This window comes from Blautia sp. HCN-20427, assembly GCF_037890365.1.
Lineage (GTDB): Bacteria > Bacillota > Clostridia > Lachnospirales > Lachnospiraceae > Blautia.
Genome location: NZ_JBBKBX010000021.1, coordinates 40,085 through 60,755, shown reverse-complemented (window position 1 = coordinate 60,755; position 20,671 = coordinate 40,085). Strand labels below are relative to the sequence as shown.

Annotated in this window: 18 protein-coding genes and 1 riboswitch; of the genes, 4 read left to right on the top strand and 14 right to left on the bottom strand. The window is 41.7% G+C overall.

From position 1 onward, the window contains the following. The 8 genes from WKT17_RS12765 to araA all read right to left on the bottom strand — a co-directional run. Nucleotides 1–1,164: cache domain-containing protein (locus WKT17_RS12765; protein WP_340273118.1), on the bottom strand; the 1,164-nt coding region annotated here is incomplete at its 3' end. 135 nt (nucleotides 1,165–1,299) lie between these two features. Next, nucleotides 1,300–2,151 carry a carbohydrate ABC transporter permease gene (locus WKT17_RS12760; protein WP_294461020.1) on the bottom strand — a complete coding sequence of 284 codons (852 nt, stop codon included), beginning with the start codon at nucleotides 2,149–2,151 and terminating at the stop codon, nucleotides 1,300–1,302. Nucleotides 2,152–2,154: 3 nt separating this feature from the next. After that, nucleotides 2,155–3,057, bottom strand: a complete 903-nt coding sequence (locus tag WKT17_RS12755) for a carbohydrate ABC transporter permease (protein ID WP_294461017.1) — start codon at nucleotides 3,055–3,057, stop codon at nucleotides 2,155–2,157. Between the two features lie 59 nt (nucleotides 3,058–3,116). Further along, nucleotides 3,117–4,460: an extracellular solute-binding protein gene (locus tag WKT17_RS12750; protein WP_294461015.1), complete on the bottom strand. Its 1,344-nt coding sequence runs from the start codon at nucleotides 4,458–4,460 to the stop codon at nucleotides 3,117–3,119. A 219-nt stretch (nucleotides 4,461–4,679) separates the two neighbouring features. Beyond that, the gene (locus WKT17_RS12745; RefSeq protein ID WP_340273114.1) at nucleotides 4,680–6,803 is read right to left on the bottom strand and encodes a glycoside hydrolase family 3 C-terminal domain-containing protein; all 2,124 of its coding nucleotides are present in this window, start codon (nucleotides 6,801–6,803) and stop codon (nucleotides 4,680–4,682) included. Nucleotides 6,804–6,987: 184 nt separating this feature from the next. Next, entirely contained in the window at nucleotides 6,988–9,279 is a 2,292-nt protein-coding gene (locus tag WKT17_RS12740) for a hydratase (protein ID WP_173750068.1), read from the bottom strand. Between the two features lie 221 nt (nucleotides 9,280–9,500). After that, nucleotides 9,501–10,586 carry a PucR family transcriptional regulator gene (locus WKT17_RS12735; RefSeq protein ID WP_173750026.1) on the bottom strand — a complete coding sequence of 362 codons (1,086 nt, stop codon included), beginning with the start codon at nucleotides 10,584–10,586 and terminating at the stop codon, nucleotides 9,501–9,503. A 161-nt stretch (nucleotides 10,587–10,747) separates the two neighbouring features. After that, on the bottom strand, nucleotides 10,748–12,253 hold the full coding sequence (gene araA / locus WKT17_RS12730; RefSeq protein ID WP_340273111.1) for an L-arabinose isomerase: 1,506 nt from the start codon (nucleotides 12,251–12,253) through the stop codon (nucleotides 10,748–10,750). A 176-nt stretch (nucleotides 12,254–12,429) separates the two neighbouring features. On the opposite strand from araA, the gene WKT17_RS12725 reads away from it, so the two are divergent. Next, nucleotides 12,430–13,314, top strand: a complete 885-nt coding sequence (locus WKT17_RS12725; protein WP_173750028.1) for a helix-turn-helix transcriptional regulator — start codon at nucleotides 12,430–12,432, stop codon at nucleotides 13,312–13,314. A gap of 71 nt (nucleotides 13,315–13,385) precedes the next feature. On the opposite strand, the gene WKT17_RS12720 is transcribed toward WKT17_RS12725, so the two are convergent. Further along, nucleotides 13,386–14,498 (bottom strand): ABC transporter ATP-binding protein, encoded by a 1,113-nt coding sequence (locus WKT17_RS12720; RefSeq protein WP_173750029.1) that lies wholly within the window; start codon nucleotides 14,496–14,498, stop codon nucleotides 13,386–13,388. Between the two features lie 297 nt (nucleotides 14,499–14,795). Here WKT17_RS12720 and WKT17_RS12715 point away from each other — a divergent pair, with 297 nt between their 5' ends. Further along, entirely contained in the window at nucleotides 14,796–15,062 is a 267-nt protein-coding gene (locus tag WKT17_RS12715) for a hypothetical protein (protein WP_173750030.1), read from the top strand. A gap of 87 nt (nucleotides 15,063–15,149) precedes the next feature. Here WKT17_RS12715 and WKT17_RS12710 read toward each other — a convergent pair whose 3' ends face one another. The 3 genes from WKT17_RS12710 to WKT17_RS12700 form a co-directional block, all read right to left on the bottom strand. Continuing rightward, nucleotides 15,150–15,959, bottom strand: a complete 810-nt coding sequence (locus WKT17_RS12710) for a DUF3135 domain-containing protein (RefSeq protein ID WP_173750031.1) — start codon at nucleotides 15,957–15,959, stop codon at nucleotides 15,150–15,152. A gap of 26 nt (nucleotides 15,960–15,985) precedes the next feature. After that, the gene (locus WKT17_RS12705) at nucleotides 15,986–17,698 is read right to left on the bottom strand and encodes a glycosyl hydrolase family 18 protein (RefSeq protein ID WP_340273107.1); all 1,713 of its coding nucleotides are present in this window, start codon (nucleotides 17,696–17,698) and stop codon (nucleotides 15,986–15,988) included. Between the two features lie 127 nt (nucleotides 17,699–17,825). After that, complete coding sequence (locus WKT17_RS12700; protein WP_173750033.1) at nucleotides 17,826–18,035, bottom strand: hypothetical protein; 210 nt, start codon at nucleotides 18,033–18,035, stop codon at nucleotides 17,826–17,828. Between the two features lie 397 nt (nucleotides 18,036–18,432). On the opposite strand from WKT17_RS12700, the gene WKT17_RS12695 reads away from it, so the two are divergent. Further along, nucleotides 18,433–19,209, top strand: coding sequence for an adaptor protein MecA (locus WKT17_RS12695; RefSeq protein ID WP_291682801.1), 777 nt, complete (start codon nucleotides 18,433–18,435; stop codon nucleotides 19,207–19,209). A 55-nt stretch (nucleotides 19,210–19,264) separates the two neighbouring features. Here the strand turns inward: WKT17_RS12695 and WKT17_RS12690 are convergent, their stop codons facing one another. Further along, the gene (locus WKT17_RS12690) at nucleotides 19,265–19,465 is read right to left on the bottom strand and encodes a DUF1858 domain-containing protein (RefSeq protein ID WP_173750035.1); all 201 of its coding nucleotides are present in this window, start codon (nucleotides 19,463–19,465) and stop codon (nucleotides 19,265–19,267) included. A gap of 219 nt (nucleotides 19,466–19,684) precedes the next feature. On the opposite strand from WKT17_RS12690, the gene WKT17_RS12685 reads away from it, so the two are divergent. Next, nucleotides 19,685–19,855 carry a DUF362 domain-containing protein gene (locus WKT17_RS12685; protein ID WP_009247091.1) on the top strand — a complete coding sequence of 57 codons (171 nt, stop codon included), beginning with the start codon at nucleotides 19,685–19,687 and terminating at the stop codon, nucleotides 19,853–19,855. A gap of 90 nt (nucleotides 19,856–19,945) precedes the next feature. Here the strand turns inward: WKT17_RS12685 and WKT17_RS12680 are convergent, their stop codons facing one another. Beyond that, nucleotides 19,946–20,410: a MerR family transcriptional regulator gene (locus tag WKT17_RS12680; RefSeq protein ID WP_173750036.1), complete on the bottom strand. Its 465-nt coding sequence runs from the start codon at nucleotides 20,408–20,410 to the stop codon at nucleotides 19,946–19,948. A 114-nt stretch (nucleotides 20,411–20,524) separates the two neighbouring features. Beyond that, a riboswitch (TPP riboswitch) is annotated at nucleotides 20,525–20,626 on the top strand. Nucleotides 20,627–20,671 lie beyond the last annotated feature (45 nt).

The window sequence follows — 20,671 nt, the reverse complement described above, 5'->3', positions numbered from 1 at the left end:
CAGTTTCATTTGATTCAATTGTTCCTGCTCTTTTTTCACTTTTCCAAGTAATACATCAATTTCATTCATCATTAAATTAAATCCATCAGCCAGTTGCTGACTGTCTCTATCCATATCCGTATTACTAATTCGAGTTCTCAAATTCCCCTTTGAAACCGCATTCATTTTTTGGATGATTTTATTCATGGGAGCATAAAGACTTCCTATTAGTTTTCTTGAAATAATAACTGCAATCAGCATAATAATAACCGTACTGATAAGCAATATTCCTATTACCCCTATGCAGTCTTTATACAAATAAAAAAGCGGCATCTCATCAATTAAATAATAATTCCATTCCCCCACTTTTTGATAATTAATCAATTTTCCTTCTTTTTGTATAGAACCACTGTTTCCCTTCAGCCATTTCCCATACCTCACCTTATCTGCACTTTCTTTCTCTTGGTTTCCCGAAACAATCCGTCCCTCCATATCCGTGAGATACATCTGAGAATAAGGAACTTTTCTCTTTTTTTGCAATTGTGTAAGAATATTATCATCTAAATTCATAACAATAGTTCCATTTATTTCTCCTACATGCTGACTGGAAAACACAGGGAAATAGGCTGTCAATGTATATTTTTTTCCTCTGTAATAATGGTTAGAAAAACTAAAAACAATATTATTGCTGTCTTGATTTTTAATATTCTCGTTATAGTCTGTTTCATATATTTCTTCAAAATTAGTCTCTGTCATTCCTGAATTTCCGTTGTAGACATATTTCTCATTTCTACCATTTATAACTGCTACAAAGTTGGCATTAGACTGGATATTCAATATATTTTGCAATACCCTATATACATTATCTGACACTTTATCTGCCGTCTGCAAAGATTCACTACGACAGTATTCCTGTATCGAATCATCCAACACAGTAGCTATCATAAGTGCTTTATACTGTTCCAGATTTCCTTCACAATCCGAAGCCATAATTCCTAACTGTTCTGATGCATATTGCCTATTTTGTTCTGTCAAAGCATTCGTTAAAAACACGGTAGACACAATAATAGCAATCAAAGTCAGACTAATAATCACTGTCAGCATTACAAAGTGAATTTTTTTCTCTACACTCCACAGCTTTCTCCACTTCTCCCTAAACTTTACCTTCTGTCTCTTTTTTCTCATTCCTCTGTCCGCCTTCCCTGCTATCTGTATACGGAAAGGTACCGAACTTTGCAAATTCGATACCTTTCTTTTATCCCAAAGTGTTTTACACGCTTTTCCATATTAACATTATTATGTATTTTCCACAATGTAACATCATCCTTTTACAGCACCTGCCGTCATGCCTTTTACAAGTTTATCCTGTGCAAGAATAAAAAGAATAATCATTGGAAGAACTGTCAAAGTCAAAACTGCCATAATCATTGGTGTATTCATAGCATATTGTCCTTGAAAATCCCATACAGCTAACGGCAATGTCCTACTCTGAACGGACTGAGTCAAAGTATATGCAAAACTGAATTCATTCCATACATTCACTCCATTGTAAATAGCCAATGTAGATAAACCCGGCTTTGCAAGGGGTAATATCATTTTGAAAAACATCTTATATTTGTTGCATCCATCAATCTCCGCAGACTCCTCAATTTCTTTTGGAATTCCTTTCATAAAGCTGGTAAGAATAAATACAGAAATTGGAAGTGCAAATGCCACATCTGGCCCTATCAAAGCCCAGATAGAGTCATAAATTCCTACATTTTTTGTCATCTGAAATACCGGAATCAGCGTAATGTGAATCGGAATAGACATACAGGCAACAATAATTCCATAAATAAATCCATTTAGTTTAAATTTAAAACGAGAAAGAGGATAAGCTGCACAGGCAGAAATAAACAAAATCAATGCCAACACTACTGCCAACAGAAATACACTGTTTAAAAAATATCCTGCAAACCCGCCGCTAAGCACTTCCTTATAATTAGCCAGGTCAATCTTTTGCGGCAACGCAAAAACACCCTTTGTAAGCATTTCAAATTTATTCTTAAAAGAATTAATAATCATAAACACAAATGGTAAAATTGCCACGATTGTGGCTGTGAGAGCCAAAACAATCGCAATTATCCAGCTCACTGTGCTCTTTATTTTTGTTTTCTTATAACGTTCTTCCATTATCTAGTCCTCCTTTTTTCCATTGATAAGGCGCATGGTAATTAAGGAAAGAGAAGTAATCAATAAAAACATGCCTCCTGCTGCCGCAGAACCATATCCCATATTAAATTCTGTAAATGCTTTTTTATACATATAGGTAGCCATTAATTCTGTAGAATTTCCAGGTCCTCCGCCTGTCATAACATAAATCAAATCAAAATATTTAAGAGAACCAACCATAGAAAGAATGGCCGCACTCTTTAATGACGGTGTCAGAAGCGGAAGTGCTATTTTCCAAAAATATTGTCCTTTTGTTGCTCCATCTATCAAAGAGGCCTCATATACGTCTTCTGAAATATTCGTATATGCAGCCATGGTATAAACCATATAAAATGGTACAAACTGCCATGCTATAACAAAGATTACAGTGATTAGTGCAGTCTTTGGATTCCCCAGTAAATCTATATTGCCGCCTCCAAATAATTGAGAAATTGTACTGACAATTCCACCATTAGAAGCAAGTGCATATGTAAACAAAAAACCAATAGCAACGGAGGACATAAGCATAGGGATAAACCAAAGTACTTTAAAAATTGTAGATTTTTTTCCTGCAAATTCGATAAAGGTCGCCTCTGCTAAGCCTATAGGAATCTGAATCGCTATAGATAGAACCATAATAATAATGTTGTTTCTAAATGCCATCCAAAAATTTTTATCTTGGACTAACTTTATCCAGTTATCGAGTCCTATGAATGTTTTCTCCGCAGAAATTCCATTCCATTCCAGTGTACTAATTCTAAATGAATCCACAATTGGATAAAAAATGAACACACACATAATTACCATAACCGGTAAAAGAAAAACAAACGCTGCCTGATTTGTAGATTTCTGTCTGCGTTTTCCCAACGCATTTGCGGCCTGTTTCATAATTTCACCTCAATTCAAAATTTTCCTGTTAGAAAAGAGGGAATCATCCCCCTTTTCTACTATTTGTTCAGATATTCCTGTTGTGCATCCTGCATTTTTTTATTTGCCTCTGCCGGAGTCATTGTCAATCCGAATACTTCCTGATTTCCATCTAAGTGTGCATTTGCCACACTTGGGTCAAGATACTGGTCATACCATAACTGTACTGCTGAAGCATTATTTGCCGCTTCTACAATAGATTTCGAAACCGGATCTGTGATTTTATCTTCAATTCCCTTAACCGGAGGAATCAGACTTGAGTCTACCATAAAATCTACAACTTCCTCACTGGAAAGATAGCTCGCCAATTCAAATGCAGCATCCAATTTTTCACCTTCACAGTTAAAGGAAATAAACTGGTCTCCCATAGTCCCGCACAAAATAGAAGAATCAGCATTGGAATCACTGATAGCCGGGAACGAAAACCATCCAACTTTATCATAAAAATCGCTGCCGCCATCTTCACTATCCGTCTTTAAATTTGCTGTAGCCCAGGAACCTATCAGATACATAGCTGCCGTTTCCTGATAAAATAATTGCCTTGACTGCCCATCATCTTCACTCATAGAATTAAAACCATCTGGGAAATAACCTTTATTAACCCATTCCTGTATTTTTTCTCCTGCCCATTCAAAGGACTCATCTTCAAAAGAGCCAGTACCGTCTGCCGCTTTCTGGAATGGTTCCAATCCACCTTTCCTTGCGGCTAGACATTGAAAATACATAGAACCTGTCCATTTTGTAGAATTAGCCAGTGTAAACGGAGTAATTCCATTTTCCAAAAAAGTATCGCATGCTTTCTCCAGGTCTTCTAATGTCTTTGGAACTTCAATATTATATTTCTCAAATAAATCTTTATTATAATAAATACCCGCCACAGAAATGTTTTTCACTGGAATCGCATATAATTTTCCATCATAACTGGCCTGTTCCAACGCGCCTTCCATAAAACGATCCTTCAATCCATATTTTTCATACAAATCATCCAATGGTTGTGCATAACCGGATTTAATGTATTCGTTCATTGGACCTCCAGACCAACTTGTATACATATCTGGACACTCTCCTGAACTCATGGCAATTACCAGCTTCTCTTTGTACTTATCATTCTGGGTTGGAACATTTTCGATTGTCCAGCCATCTTTATTATTTTTGTTGAACATTTCAATTGCCATCTCATAAGTTTCTTTATCTGCACCTTCCGTGCCTACGTTCCAAAAAGTAATTGTCTTGTCATCATCTGTTTTTTTATCGGAGGATGAATTGCCTGTCTGACCGCCACCTGTAGAGCCACAACCGCCCAGAGACAGTCCCATAAGTGCTGACATTGTAAGCGCTGTTGCCACTGCTAATTTTCTTTTCATAACCGTTTCTCCTTTTCGTTCATTTATTTTGTAGTTACATGATAGCAAACTCTTTTCTTTTAAACCATTTAATAATCTATCCTGATTCTATAAAATTCTTACCATTGTCTTTGCAGTTTTCAAATATATTTTATAAATACCTCACAAAAAAAGCTGAAATAAAATGTCTCTATAAAACATTTACTTCAGCTTTTTTCTCTTATATTTTTATATTATGACCTATTTTAGTGTCACAGTCACTTCCACTGTTTTTTCTCCGGTAAGTTCTTCACTTCTCTTATCCGGCTGTGAAACTCCCACAAACAGCTTGAAATTCTTGCTGTCAATACGGCGGTTTCCCTGTTCATCAACCACTTCCATAGCACGGTTCGGAACGGTCAAGGTCAGAGTCTGACTTTCGCCAGCCTTCAAAAATACCCTGTGAAAAGCACACAGATTGTAATTTCTCACAGCCAGTGGCGATTCCATATCTTTTATGTAAATCTGTACCACGTCTTCTGTGTCTGTGCCTCCCCTGTTTTCCACTGCTACCTGCACTTCTATATCGCTTTCTCCGGTCACAGCATTTAAAACCTGCACTTCCTTCACCCGTACAGCTCCATAGGTCAGCCCATATCCAAAGGGATATAAAGCCTCTCCTTCCATGTAGCGGTAAGTACGGTTTTTCATAGAGTAATCCGTAAATTCCGGCATACCTTCCAAATCCTTGTAGAAAGTAACAGGTAGTTTTCCCGACGGAGATACCTTGCCAAACAACAGGTCTGCCACAGCTTTTCCGCCTCTGGCACCCGGATACCAGGCCAGAAGAATACCGCTGCAGTTTTCTTCTGCATAGTTCAAATCAATAGCGCTCCCTGCCATAAGCACTAGGATAGTAGGTTTTCCTACAGCTGTCACTCTTTCAATGAGCTCTTCCTGCACTTTCGGAAGATGAAGGTCTTTCTTATCACCGGAAGCATCGCTGTTTCCAGTATCTCCTTCTTCCCCTTCCAGAGTTTCATCAAGTCCTACACAGAGAATCACCACATCACTGTGTTCTGCAGTAATCACTGCCTCCGAAATCCTGTCCTGTGTCCATGCCAGATTTTCCGCTCTGTCCTTTGCAAGCTGACACCCTTCGGAATACAGCATCCGCACGTCGTCTCCCACTTCATCCTGAATCCCTTCCAAAACTGTAATGTATCTGGAAGAAGTACCATGGTAATTTCCAATCAATGCCGCACGGCTGTTGGCATTTGGACCGATAACACCAATGGTCTGCAGTTTGGTCTTGTCCAGAGGCAGCACACCGTCATTTTTCAAAAGTACACTGCCTTTTCTCGCCATATCCAGAGCCGCTTCTATATGCTCTTTACATTCCACCACTTCATAAGGAATCTTATCATATTCGCTTCCTTCAAATAAGCCAAGCAGGTATCTGGTAGTCATCAGACGTTCTGCCGATGTGGTAATTTCTTCTTCTGTAATGAGTCCTTCTTCCACAGCCCCCAAAAGATGCAGATATGTATTTCCACAGTTCACATCACAGCCCCGTTTAAGAGCAAGCGCTGCAGATTCTCTGGCATTTTTCGTCACTTTATGAAATTCATGGAAATCTTTGATTGCCCAGCAGTCGGAAGTAAAATGTCCATCAAATTTCCATTTTCCTCTCAAAACCTCTTCCATGAGATATTGATGTCCGCAGCATGGCTCTCCATTAGTACGGTTATAAGCGCCCATAACAGCCTCCACATCCGCCTCGGTTACCAATGCCTCAAAAGCCGGAAGGTACGTTTCCCACATATCCTTCATGCTGCACTCTGCATTAAATTCATGGCGGATGGCCTCTGGTCCGCTGTGCACTGCGTAATGTTTCGCACAAGCCGCGGCTTTCATCACCGGCCCGTCTCCCTGCAGACCTTCCACGAACCGCACGCCCAGACGTGAAGTCAGATACGGGTCCTCTCCGTATGTCTCATGTCCTCTGCCCCATCTTGGGTCACGGAAAATATTTACGTTAGGTGACCAGAAAGTCAGTCCTTTGTAAATATCTCTGTCATCGTGTTTGGAATATTCATTGTATTTTGCTCTTCCTTCTGTAGCAATGATATCCCCTACTCTTTCCATAGCTTCCTCATCAAAGGCTGCTGCCATTCCAATGGCCTGGGGAAACATGGTTGCTACTCCCGCTCTTGCCACACCGTGCAAAGCCTCATTCCAGTAATTGTAGGTGGGAACTCCCAGTCTTTCCACTGGTGCCGCATCATAACGAAGCTGCGCTGCCTTTTCCATAAGTGTCATCTGAGCCACCAGTTTTTTTGCCTTTTCCCGCGCCTGGGCTCTTTCTTTTCTATGATTTTTCATACTGCATCCTCCGGTCTCTTGTATTTCTTAACCTTTATTTTACTGGTTTTTCCAAATTCGTCATTACTATAAATGCGCATTATTGCCCAAATATTGCTTTTTTAAATATCACCTTCGGATTTCAGAAAAATTTATGCCAGACTGCGCAACCAGGGTACTGTATGCGTGACACAATACACTATCCTTACTTCGCCCGATAATAATTAATCAAACATCCCTGGAGAATAATCTCTCGCTCATCCTCCGTCATTTCTCCCAGGCCTAGAGTGAACTCTGTGACTGTTTCTCCTACAGCCAGGGCACGGACTTCCCTGCTGCCCTCTTCCACCGCTTTTCGGATTTCGGGAACAAAAATGAAATCTCCTTTCCGGAACGGCAGCTTGCCTTCCGGAATCAGGAACGGCAGCATACCCCAGTTCATCAGATTGGAACGGTATCTCTTGGTTGCGTATTCATTGGCAATGTTTGCCCATCCTCCCAGCACTTTCTGGCAGGAAGCCGCCTGTTCTCTGGCAGAACCGTCTCCCGGTTTCACAGCGAAAATCGTGCTTCCGATTCCGGTATTTTCCACATCTGCCTCCGGGCAGGCTTCTTTGATTTTGCTCCAGACGCCTTCCAGTTCCGGCACAGCCTTTACTGGATTTTCGCCCTGCTCTCTGGCCAGTTCCGCCTTCTGAATCTCTTTTGCCAGCCCCACATAATCCGGCGCTTTTCTGGACAGAGCAAATTCTGCCAGTTTCAGCGGATTGGAGCGGTAAGAAGAAGTTTCCCCGGAAGGAATCAGTTCATCCGTAGTGGTTACCGGGTCATGAATCTCTGCTACGGTCTTTAAGAGCAGATTATCTGTCAGTTTCGGCATAGACGGCCAGTCCTTAATATTCGGTCCAAACTGGATTTCCACACTGGAATCTGCCTTTCCCTTACTGTCAAAAACGCGATTTTCGTAAATCTGTCCGTCAAAGTGATAAACCGGTCTTCTGTATTCTCCTGCATATTCTGTTGCAGGGGTAAGCCGTCCCTTATTGGCTGCGGTTGCTGCAATGGATCGGGCATCCATAAGAGCCACAGAAGAAATCTGTCCATTCTGAATCTTAGAGCCTTCCCGGTTAGGGAAGTTTCTGGTAGAGTGTCGAATACTCAGCGCATTATTTGCCGGTGTGTCCCCTGCGCCGAAGCATGGACCGCAGAAGGCTGTCTTCACTACTGCTCCGGTCTGCAGCAAGTCGGCCAGCACACCATTTTTAGCAAGCTCCATATAAATCGGCGTACTTGCCGGGTAAACACTTAAAGTAAAAGCGTCTGCACCAATGCTGGCCCCTCTTAAAATATCCGCTGCGTCACAGATATTTTCAAAACCTCCGCCTGCACAGCCTGCAATAATTCCCTGTTCTACACACAGTCTGCCGTTTTTCACTTTATCTTTCAGCGTATATGGTATCTTTCCGTCCAGACTGATTTGCGCCTTCTTCTCCACATCCTCCAAAATATCCATAAGATTTGCATTCAATTCTTCAATGGTATATGTATTGCTTGGGTGGAACGGCATGGCAATCATAGGTCTTATCTGGCTCAAATCCACATAAACCAGTCCGTCATAATAGGCCACCTCTTTCGGGTTCAGTTCTCTAAAGTCCCCGCCTCTGCCGTGGATTTCGTAAAATTCCTTTATCTTGTCATCGGTCTTCCAGATAGATGACAAACAAGTGGTTTCTGTAGTCATAACATCAATACCGATACGGTAATCTGCACTTAAATTTTCCACGCCGGGCCCTACAAATTCCATCACTTTATTTTTCACATAACCGCTCTCAAACACTGCGCCGATAATGGCCAGGGCAACATCCTGAGGTCCTACCCCCGGCACTGGTTTCCCGGTGAGATACACGCCCACAACTTCGGGACGTTTAATATCGTAAGTTCTTCCCAGAAGCTGTTTTACCAGTTCCGGTCCGCCTTCCCCCATTGCCATAGTGCCCAGCGCCCCATAGCGGGTATGGCTGTCAGAGCCCAGAATCATCTTCCCTCCCTCTGCCAGCATTTCTCTGGCAAACTGATGAATCACAGCCTGATGTGGAGGTACGTACACACCGCCATAACGTTTGGCACAGGTCAGGCCAAACATATGATCATCTTCATTAATGGTTCCGCCTACTGCGCACAGGGAATTGTGGCAGTTTGTCAGCACATAGGGAATTGGAAATCTTTCCAGTCCTGAGGCTCTGGCCGTCTGAATAATTCCCACAAAGGTAATATCATGAGAAGTCAGTTTGTCAAACTTGATTTTCAGGTCTTCCATATTGTCTGATGTATTGTGCGCCTGTAAAATAGAATAGGCAATGGTATTCTTTCCCGCCTCTTCCTTACCGGGAACAACTTTGTCATACTTCTGCTGAATCTGTGCTTTCGCTTCCGGGGAATCCTCCACCAGCTCTGTTCCGTTTATCAGCCAGGCACCGTTTTTATATAATTGAATCATGGCTTTCCCTCCGTCTGTTCTTAACGTATTTTCTACCATTATAAATTTTATCGCTTTAAAAAGCAAGTAATTTATCGCAATAAAATAATTGTATACAATAATACACGAGGATGCACCCGATTTCTATTTCTGCCTGAAAAATAAGAAACTGCTGCAGAAAACCGGTTTTGAACACTTTCTGTTCCCTGTTTTCTGCAGCAGTTTTATGTTATACTTATCAATTAATCCTGATTTTTCATGAAATCCATGTAGCTGGATACCATCAGCGCAATCTTAAAGGTCAGCGCGTCATCAAAAACGCGGATATCCAGTCCTGTACTCTTCTGAATTTTTTCCAGTCTGTACACCAGTGTATTTCTGTGCAGAAACAGCTGTCTGGAAGTCTCAGAAATATTCAGGTTGTTGTCAAAGAATTTGTTAATGGTATTGAGCGTCTCATCATCCAGAGATTCCGGAAGTTTGCCCCCAAATACTTCTTTCATGAACATTTCACAAAGAGGCATAGGAAGCTGATAAATCAAACGTCCGATTCCCAGATTGTTATAGCCTACAATATTTTTCTCCACATAGAAGATTTTTCCTACGTCCAGAGCCATCTTCGCTTCTTTATAGGAGCGTGATACATCCTTGATTTCGTGAATAATGTTACCATAAGAAACACGAACCTGAGACATGGCCTCTGCATTTAACATATCCACAATCATACTTGCAATATTTTCGATTTCTTCGTATCCGTCGCTCTCTTCCAAAGTGCGGACAATGATAATGTTCTTCTCATCAATAGCAGTAATAAAGTCATTGTTTCTGGCAATGAACAGATTTTTCAAAATTTCCATGGAATCCTGGTCCTTTTCATTTCTGGTTTCCACCAGCAGGACTACTCTCTTAGATTCCACAGGAATGTGCAGTTTTTTTGCTCTGTTGTAAACATCTACCAAAAGCAGGTTGTCCAGAATCAGGTTCTGAATAAAGTTGGATTTGTCAAAACGCTCTTTGTAAGCCACAATCAGGTTCTGAATCTCCGCTACTGCCACACGGCCAATCATGTAGGCATCTTCATTGCCTCCTTTGGCAACCAGTATATATTCTACTGTCTGATTATCATAAATCTTAAAGAAATGGCAGCCCTTCATCACCTGGCTGTCTGCCATAGATTCTGCAAAAGCTCTCACATCACCGAAATCTTCTTCCTCTGTAGCAAACGTGGTAGAGTTGACTTTCCCATCTATATCCATGACACACAAATCAATTCTTGTAATCATTCTCAGTTCATCTAATGTTTTTTGTATTACCTGGCTTGAAATCATAATTCCTCTCTCCTTTGGGTCCGTCCCGGGATTTTCTAAAATAATAATACATTATTTTTTTTTAATTGGCAAGCCGTATATGGCAAAAGTCCCCCGGGTAAACGGTCAGATACCGCTTCCCCGGAGGACTCTTATCTTGATTCTTCAGGTATATTGGAATTTTAAAGGTTTAGTCTATAGGCTGCCTCATTCCAGCGAAGTTCATTTTTCAGATTGCAAATGGTGGTATCTTTGTCAATGTAAACCGCCTCAATGCCCATGGCTGCTGCCCAGTCTCCCATCTGCTCTGAGGTTAAATCGTAGGAGAATGCTGTGTGGTGCGCACCGCCTGCCAGAATCCACGCCTCAGCACCTGTCTGCAGACTTGGTTCCGGTGTCCAGAAAGCCGTAGCTACCGGAAGCTTCGGCATTGGCTGTTCCACCTTTTTGCAGTTTACCTCATTGATAATCAGACGGAATCTGTCTCCTAAATCAATAAGAGAAGTTGCAATACCCTTTCCTGTCTTGGATGTAAACACCAGTCTTGCCGGGGCTTCCCGGTCTCCCATGGACAGCGGCTGGCATTTGATGCTGATTGGCCCTTCTGCAATCGTCGGGCACACTTCCAGCATGTGAGCCTCCAGAATTCCTTCTTTTCCCGGAACCAGATTGTATGTGTAATCTTCCATAAAGGAAGTTCCTTTTGCGTCTTTTTTGCCCTGTGTCATAATTTTCATCAGACGAACCATGGCCGCTGTTTTCCAGTCACCTTCTCCGCCGAAGCCATAGCCTTTTTCCATAAGCCTCTGAATAGCCAGACCCGGAAGCTGCTGCAGACAGCCCAAATCACCGAAATGTGTCACAATAGCCTGATAGTTTTTCTCTTCCAGGAAACGTTCAAAACCAATTTCAATCTGTGCCTGTACAGCCACATGTCTTCGGAATTCATCCGCATCTCTGCCTTCCAGAAGAATGTCATATTTATCATAATATTCTTCCACCAGGGCATCGGTATCTCCCTTAGAAACCTGATTTACTGCGTCTGCAATCTCATTGACCGGATAAGCGTCTACTTCCCAGCCGAACTTAATCTGCGCTTCTACCTTATCACCTTCTGTAACCGCTACATTTCTCATGTTATCCGCAATTCTCATAACACGGATATGGCTGCTTTCAATCACCCCTACTGCGGTACGCATCCAGGAAGCTATTCTCTTTTGCACTTCTTTGTCGTCCCAGAAGCCTACAATCACCTTGCGCTCCATTCTCATGCGGCTAACAATGTGACCGTATTCTCTGTCTCCGTGAGCAGACTGGTTTTCGTTCATGAAATCCATATCAATGGAATCATATGGAATTTCTCTGTTAAACTGTGTGTGCAAATGCAGCAGCGGTTTTCTGTATTCCTGCAGTCCCAAAATCCAGGATTTTGCAGGCGAAAAGGTGTGCATCCAGGTAATCACACCTGCACAGGTCTCCTCTGCATTGGCCTCATTAAAGGTCTGACGAATCATAGCATTTGTCAAAAGAGTTGGTTTCCATACCACTTCATAGGGAAGTACCCCTGATTCATTTAATCTGTCTACCATAATTTTGGAGTGCTCTGCCACGTGCTCCAGACATTCCTGTCCATATAAATCCTGTGAACCTGTACAAAACCAGAACTGATAATTTTTCATTTCCAACATATTAATTTTCCTCCTATTATACTCTGCCATCCGGCAATTTTTCGTTCCTTTTTCTACGTTTCAGTATACTCTCCAGCGCAAAAAAAGAAAGAACTTTGTTGCCGCAATATGGACATTTATTATCTTTTTTGTTACAGTATAAGAAAAGTTTCAGTATACCAAAAGGAGGGCTGCATATGCTGGCTAATTTTGAAAAACGGGAAGGAAAAGAACGAGCCTGGACAGGACGCTATGAAAACCTGCACAATTTGCCTCACTGGCACCTGGAATTTGAACTGATTTATATTGAAAAAGGAAGCGTAACGGTTTCCCTCAACCATACTGCCTATGACCTTCACAGCAGAGAAGCGGCTCTCATTGAAAGCGGGGAAATCCACTATATTAAAGGGGAACCGGGAAGCATTACGTCCATTCTCATGTTTGACGGCTCTATCATTCAGGAGATTACCCGACGGGCACAACTCGCCTCTCCTCTTCTGGACTCCTGGATGGCTGCCTTGATTCCGGGGCTCTGTCAGACTGTAAAAAATGAATTAAAGGAAAAACAGCCCTTTTATGAACTGAAAATCACCAGCCTTATCCGCAGTCTTTTAGTGGACATTTACCGCTGTGAAGCGCTGTCGACACATAATCTTGTGGAACCAAAAGCAAACCGCTTCCATACTTCCATGGAAAATTATAAAAACCTGCTCAGTGAAATTGAAGAAAAATACAGCTATCTCACCTTTGCGGACGCCAGCAGCTTTATGGGACTGTCTCAACCTTATTTTTCTAAATTTTTTAAAAACATTTCCGGAATGACTTTTTCCAGATATCTGAATATCATACGGCTTGAAAAAGCTATTGACATGCTTCGGCACAACACAAAACACCTGTCCATTACGGAAATCGCTACTCTGTGCGGGTTTGATACCATACGACACTTTAACAGAACTTTCAAAGAAATGACCGGATTTTCTCCTCGTGAACTTCCTGAAGATTATGTGCTGACTTCACGCTCTATCAAGAGTATGAAAGGAAACTTTAATCCCACGCTTTCCGGGTCACGGCTGCTGGACTAAAATAAATATCACCGATTTTCAAAAATCCCGCCTGGAAACTCCAGACGGGATTCTATTCTCATTCACATTTTTTAGTTTGTAATAACCTGCTCTGTTTCTTTGTCAAATACATGAACTTTTTCCATGTCTAATGCAAATTTAACAGTATCGCCTGTTCTTGCTGTTGTACGAGGATTTACCCTTGCTGTCATAGAGAATCCTTCTGTATCAAAGTACAGATAAACTTCAGCACCAAGTAATTCGTAAACAGTAATTTTTCCTTCGATTGTGCTGTTCGGGAATGCCTGGATACGAGCTTCATCGTCATATACATGCTCTGGACGAATACCCATAACAACAGTTTTTCCATCATATCCGCCTTCGATAAGGGCTTTTTTCTTGGAAGCAGGTACCTGAAGTGTAGTGCTGCCAATCTGTAATTCAACATCGTTTCCTTTTACGTGTACAACTGCATCTAAGAAGTTCATCTGAGGAGAACCGATGAATCCAGCAACGAATAAGTTACATGGAGCATTGTATAATGTCTGCGGTGTATCTACCTGCTGTACAACACCGTCTTTCATAACAACGATTCTTGTACCCAGTGTCATAGCCTCTGTCTGGTCATGTGTAACGTAGATGATGGTAGCACCTAATCTTTCATGTAATTTGGAAATCTCAGTACGCATCTGAACACGAAGTTTTGCATCCAGGTTTGACAGAGGTTCGTCCATTAAGAATACTTTAGGCTCACGCACGATAGCACGTCCCATAGCAACACGCTGTCTCTGACCACCGGAAAGAGCTTTCGGTTTACGGTCTAATAATTTTTCCAGGTCAAGAATCTTAGCTGCTTCTTTTACCATTTTGTCAATCTGGTCTTTTGGAACTTTTCTCAGTTTCAGACCAAATGCCATGTTGTCATAAACTGTCATATGTGGATACAGAGCATAGTTCTGGAATACCATTGCAATATCTCTGTCTTTTGGTTCTACATCGTTTACTACTTTGTCGCCAATCTTTAATGTACCGCCTGTGATTTCTTCCAGACCTGCAATCATACGAAGTGTTGTAGATTTACCACAACCTGAAGGTCCTACGAAGATGATGAATTCTTTATCTGCAATTTCAAGATTGAAATCTTTTACTGCTTCAAAGCCATTTGGGTAAGTCTTGTTAATATGCTGTAATGATAAACTTGCCATTTTAATTATCCTCCTAAACATATGCGATTGCTCTCGTTTGAACTGTGTTTAGTATACCTCTATCCCTGCTTTTTTTCCATAGGTCAAATGCCCAAATATTACTTTAAGTCTTTGTAAGCATGGACAATCCCCTAACCAATCCCGTCATTTTGACTGATTTTCAGAAATTCCATATACAATCTATACAACCTGTCCATAAAAGATTTGAAAACAGGCTTTACAGCCCTTCTCATCTTCCTTATAATAAATATCACAATGCGAAATAGAAGCGATTACAATACAGAAAGGACGTTTTTCATGTTCCGATTAATGGGAAATATTTATAAAGACACACGCATTCAGAAAAGCACGGTGATCTGTGATGATACCAAAAACAGCCGGACAAAAAAGGTATTTCACTGTCTGGACTGCATCTGCCATGAGTTTGATCTTCCATCCCCCATATGGCTGGATGCCAACATCAAAGACTTTCAGAAATTTTCAAAAGTACGGTTTTCGCAGGATAATTTTATTGAAATCCTGGACTTTGACTATCTGGAACTACAGATTATTGAAGAAGACTGACAGACAACAAAAGGCTGCAGCCTGCTCCATTTTTTATTAAAAAGAGCATCCTGCAGCCTTTCTGCTATTCTCGCTTTTATCCACCTTTTATTCTTTGAGAAGACCATCCAGTTCTTCTTCCAGCATGGCCTCATCCTCTTCGCTGAGCAGTTTTGAAATCTGGAGCGCCAGCTTACTGTCTTCGTCTTCCTCGTCCTCTTCGTCAAACTCTTCCAGTTCCGCAATATCCTCCATGGCATCCATGATGTCCAGTTCCTGGGTATCTCCCAGATGCAGTTCGTCGTCCACTTCTGCTTCCGGATGTTCTTCCTCCGGGATTTCGATTTTATGGATTTCCAGTTCCGTATCCTCCCCGATATCGCTCAGAGATGTAGGCATACTGCTGATAATCTGATGTACCTCCTTATAAGAAGACATAAATCTTCTCTGAGCCTGATTAATCAGCTCTACGATACCGTTCATTTCTTCCTGTACAGCCACATATTTCTTCTTACCTTCCAGAAGTTTATCATCAATCTCTGACTGTACAGCTTCCACCCGGCGTTTGGCTTCTTCTTCTGCTTCCGCTATCATTTTTTCACACTTTTCCCGTGCTTCATTTTCCATGCCCTCCGCCTTTATCTGGGCTTCAAATACCAGCTTTCCGATACTTTCGTAATTGTCAATATACTTCTGGTATTTTTCCTTGATATCTTCCTCCATGCGGGCCTGATAAGCTTCTTTTAATTCAATTCGTTTCTGAAGCTCTGCAATCTTTGTATCCCGGTCTGCAATCTGCTTCTTATAGTTGACCTGAATCTCTGCCATTTCGTCTTTCAGCTTCTGAATCAGTTCCTGCACTTCTTCCTTGTCATATCCGCCCATAAGGGTTGTCTTAAACATTTCGTATTCTGCCATGATACTCCACCTCGTATTTTCTTTTCTTACTGTAAATATTTACCGATGATTTCCCAGACATCTGCCCGTTCAAATCCCAGTTTCCATGCAGCTACACCAGCCAGCTCATACTGCTGAACCAGCTTCATTTTCTCCTCCAGGGATTTTTCATCTTCCAGCCAGATTTTCTGTGTTCCCTCAGCTGTAACAAGTTCTCCGTAATTCTGGGAGACGTCTTTGTTCCAGTAGACCTCCATCCCCTTTTCCTGGACATACTTGTCCGCCTGGTCCATGCCAAAGACCTCACTGGATACCATACCGTTGTTATTCTCTGTCCATAATCTGGTATAGAATGGTACAGCGTTAATCACCTTTTCCCTGGGAACTTCTTTGAGCGTCTGCACAATTCCTTCCTCCACAAACGGCAGAGAAGCCACTGAGCCGGCACTTTCGGAACCTGTGGTATGCTCGTCATATCCCATGATAATCACATAATCCGCCATAATTCCCTGTTCCTTCCGGTTATAGAAAGCCGTATACTGCGGCACCGGGTCATCAATAGACAAAACCAGATTGTTTGCCCTGCAGGTGACAGACAGCTCCCGGATAAACTGGATAAAATGCGGTGCCTCTTCCTCTGTCAGGGCTTCAAAATCCACATTAATGCCATCCATTCCCACTCTTTTTGCCTCACTTAGAAGCATTTCGATAATATGAGTCCGAGCGCTTCTCTTTGACAGAGTTTCCAGTGTGCTTACATTTTCATCAAAATTATCAATCAGTCCCCATACCTCCATGCCTTTTGCATGAGCCTTGTCCACATACTCAGCGCTGGCCAGGGAAGAAATGGTACCCTCGCCTCCCGTAACGGAAAACCAGGTGGGAGAAACGACATTCACCCCCTTTACCTCCTCCATCGTCTGGTCAAATGCAGAATTGGCTGCCTCGGATGTTACCTGATGCCAGGCCAGGTTAATCTTATAATCTCTGGTAAGACTGGTATAATTCTCTTCATAGCTGCCCTCATATACCAGTTCCGTTTCTTCTGCTGCTTTTAAATCTTCTTTCTGCACATAGCCATCCAAACCGTCCGCAGTCATAACTCTGGACCAGTTTTCCATTTCCTCCAGAAGCTGCAGGGAATCACCCTCTTTCACTTCTGAAAGAATCGGACTTTTAATCCCCCCCTGATAACGCACCACGGTATCCTTTTTTGCTTCCACAGTCTGCATGCTCTGCCATTTATAAGAAATCACAGCCCTTGCCGGACTTTCATATACCTGACTTGTTATCTGCATGTATTTCTCCAGAAAGTTCAGAGCAATGTAATAACTGCCGTCAAATTCCTTTACAAGAACATAACCTTCCTCCTGCTCTGTCCCGGCGGTTGTACTGAACGTAGTTTCCGGCTGAATCTCCATCACCGCATCGGGTGTGGTATACAGCATTTTCTGTGTCTCTTCATCCCAGTAAAATCTTCCGTCCAGCGTATCCGTTACCACGCTGTAGGGGATATAGATTTTTCCGTCTGCCACCCGGCCTTTGCTGTCACTGACCGTATCCTGCAGAATCAAAGCAGCTTCCTCCTGACCTTCCAGCTTATAGTACTGTTCCAAATCCATTCTGGTATCTGACGGTGTATATTTCTTTACATAACTTGTAATAATACCTGCTGCACCAACAATTACGATAAGAAATAATGCTATAAACACGGGAGGAATCCCTCTCCTGCGTCTTCTTCTTTTCCTTCGTTTTGCCATTTTCCAGCTCCTTTTAAACTCTCTTTTTATGTGTATTATAGCATATTTTTTTCTTTCGTCATCTATTTCTTCCAGGATTTCATGTTTTTTTCAGATTTTTTTCTTTTTTATACACAATTATGGTGATTCAGCCCTTTACCAAATCAAAGGAAACGGCCTGAAGCTTTCCATCTTCATCTTGAATGTAATCCCGCATATAACCGCCTTCTTCTGCCATCTTATATGCTTTCTCAATACGTTTCGGTGTGGTAGACCTTCCGTTCAGATACAACGTCACCCCCATATCCTCATAAGTCTCCAGTTCCCGGTGCAGAATCTTCCTTTCGTTTTTATCCATACTTTCCTCCCGCAGAATGCAAATGTTTGTGATATATTATTATCCTGCTTCTTCTTTTTTTCCGCACAAAACGCCTCATTCAGTTACAAACAGATAAAGAAAGACTCCCCGTATGTTCTGGTATAAGTGGAAATTTGCAGTGATACAGAATGTATCCGCCTGCTGCAGCAGAATGCTGCATTTCTTGAATCATAAAATCTGCCGAACATGAAAAGACTACCTGAGTTTCACTCCTTCCTGTAAAATTTACAGGGCAGTCTTCTCTATCTGTTCCCTATTATAGCATCTGTACGGTAAATTAGCAAGTATTTCTTCTTTACAATCCGACGGTGCATAGTATATAATATAAAAGGAAAAATAGCATCTTTAGATAAATAACCAGACAGGATGTGATGTTATGAAAATAGAAAAAATAAATGAAAATCAAATACGCTGCACACTTACCAGAGCTGATTTGGAAGAGCGGCATATTCGTTTAAGCGAACTGGCTTACGGAAGTGAAAATGCCAAAAGTCTCTTTCGCGATATGATGCAGCAGGCTAACCTGGAATTTGGCTTTGAAGCAGACAATACCCCTCTGATGATTGAGGCCATTCCCGTATCTGCAGACAGCATTATTTTAATTATTTCCAAGGTAGACGACCCAGAAGAACTGGATACACGTTTTTCCAAATTTACTCCTCTGGGCAATTCCGGAACATCGTCTGAGGAAGCCCCTCCGGTGGAAGTAGAAGGTGCAGACGATATTCTGGGTATTTTCCAGAAAATTTATGAGGCAAAATCCAGAGCCATGGAACGCAAAAAGAAAGAAAGAAATTCTGAAGAAACTACAAAAGAGACAAAAAAGACTGAGATTTCTGAGGAAACTCCGGTTTCCGTAAATTTAATGCGCGAGTACACATTCCGGAATCTGGATACTGTCATTGAAGCCGCTCACGGACTGAATAATTTTTTCCAAGGTTTCAGCGCTTTGTATAAAAACGAAAAGGACGGTACCTATTCACTGATACTGCGTCAGGAGAAAACCCTGCCGGAAGATTTCAACAAAGTATGCAACATACTTTCCGAATATGGAAGCGGTACCTCTTTCTCCCCGGCCAAGCAGGCTTATCTGGAGGAGCACGGCGGTTGCATGATTCCGCAAAATGCACTGACACAGCTGACAAAAATCTAAGATGCAAGCAAAAAACCTCCGCAGCAGAATCTCTGCCCGGAGGTTTTTCACATTTTTATTTATTTTCCAGAAAATCGTTAATCTGAGCAACTAACATATTTCCGTCAATTCCGTGAACCATAGCTGCTTCTGCCAGTGATTCTCCCTGTGCGGAAGGACAGCCGATGCAGTGCATGCCTGCTCTCATAAGAATCGGCACAATATTTTCATCTAAACGAAGCAGTTCACCAATTGTCATATCTGGTGTTACTTTCATGGGTAATTCCTCCTTAAAATTTTCTATTATCTTATTATAATCTCTTTTCTCATTATATTCAACTGTTTTTCTCCATTTTACGCTTCCCTTTTTTCCCCTGTATGCACAAAAAAATCCTGCTATGTTTCTAAATTAAGACTTGTATTATAGAAATAAATATATTAGAATAACCCTAAGAACTGAATCGCAAGGTTCAGAATATATAAGGAGGGTACAATCATGGCATACGTTATTACAGATGAATGTGTAAGCTGCGGAACATGCGCTGGTGAATGTCCAGTGGAAGCTATTTCCGAAGGTGATGACAAATACGTTATCGACGCTGATACATGCGTTGACTGCGGAACATGCGCTGGTGTTTGTCCTACAGAAGCTATCGTAGAAGGCTAAGATTTACATAATACAGAAACATCTATGATGTTTTGTATCATGAAGCGTATACGAAGAGGCAGGAATTTTCGTGATTCCTGCCTCTTCGTTTTATTTTTTCTGAAAAAACCGTTTCTTTTTCTGCCCTTCCTTCTCCACAGCCGCTGCCGCTTCCCGCCTGTACTGCTGGCAGCTGCGGATTCGCTCATCCAGTCTTTTATACCTCTCTTCCCCGGAATTTTTTTCCTGAAGCCTGTCCGTTACAAGTTTACTGATAATTTCCATAAATTCCCTTGATACGGAAAGGGTCGCTGTTCTATGTTCAGGTTGTTTTTTCTCTGCCTGATTTTTATAAAAAAGGGTTGTCAGTTCTCCTATTTCTTTCAGTGCATACCCTTTTTTCTTTAGTTCTCTAATACTCAGAAAAACCTGAATATCCCATCGGGTGTAGTATCTGTGTCCCATTTCGTTTCTTCCAATCGGAAGGCACAGTTCTTCTTCCCAGTACCTGAGCACATGGGATTGAATTCCCAGAAAGTGAACTGCCTCCGAAACCGAATAAATGGCCTTCTGCATATACTGACCCCTTTCTTTGTTTCTCCTAATTATTATAACAAACCCCTGTTAAATTGCAAGAAAATACGTTCGACAAAAACTGTTGACAACTACTTAAAGCGGTGCTAAACTGATAAAAAATAACCAGGGAGCCCCATGGGCTGAGAGGAAGTTTGGCTTCGACCTGTATTACCTGATTTGGATTATGCCAACGTAGGGAGTTTACACATACTGATTTTATATGTCTGTGCATCCTTTCGGCACAGACTTTTTCTTTTTTGT